Genomic DNA, 800 nt, shown 5'->3' with positions numbered 1-800 from the left:
AGCATGCGCAGTGCGCCGGCCACATCGCCCAGCAGGCGCGGCACGTCCTGCAGCTCGGCATGGTTCCAGCTGGTTTCGATGAAGGCGACGAAGTGTTCGCGCGCCGCCGCGAAGTTGGCGATCGCTTCATGCGCCAGCACTTCGACCGTGCGCCGGTTCTCGACCGCGCTCGGGTCGTCCTCGCCACTGCCGCCGGCGCCCAGATGGGCCACCTGGTCGTCCAGCGAGGCACCCACGTAAAGCAGCGCGCCGGCAATATCCAGCAGCAGGTTCTCGTCGATCTGCTGGCGGCCCTCGACCACGCCGCGCAGCGCGTCGCGCTGCTGCACGACCACGCCACGGGCCACGCTCAGGCCCATCATGCCCAGGGTATCGGCCACCGCGCCCAGTTCGTTGGCCTGGGTCTGCAGCTGCTCCGGTGCACCGCCGGTACGCAGGTGCAGGTCCAGCGCATCCTTGATGCGCAGCAGTTCTTCCTTCACCGCGCTGCCGACGGTATCCAGCAGTTCGCGGTTGCGCCCACTCAGGCTGCCACGGGCATGGTCCAGCTCAGCCTCGGTGGCGGTGACGCTGTCCGGTGCGAACGCCAGCAGCACGCTGTCGTGCACGCCGTCCTCGCCACGCGCCGCGCGGATCTCGTTGAGCAGCGGCATCAGCACGATCGGAATATCGCGGTGGCCGTTCTGCAGGCGTTCCAGGTAATCGGGCAGCAGCACGCTGCCGCGCATCAGCGTCGCGCAGGCTTCGTCACGATCAGCGACGCGGCCAGCGCCAATGGCATTGGCCAGCTGTTCAAGCTC

Annotated in this window: 1 pseudogene; it reads right to left on the bottom strand. The window is 68.5% G+C overall.

From position 1 onward, the window contains the following. Positions 1-800: pseudogene (locus ACYVEA_RS34635) on the bottom strand (hypothetical protein); the annotation flags it as partial.

This window comes from Spirosoma jeollabukense (genome assembly GCF_054777855.1).
This window is presented reverse-complemented; position numbering and strand designations above follow the sequence as displayed.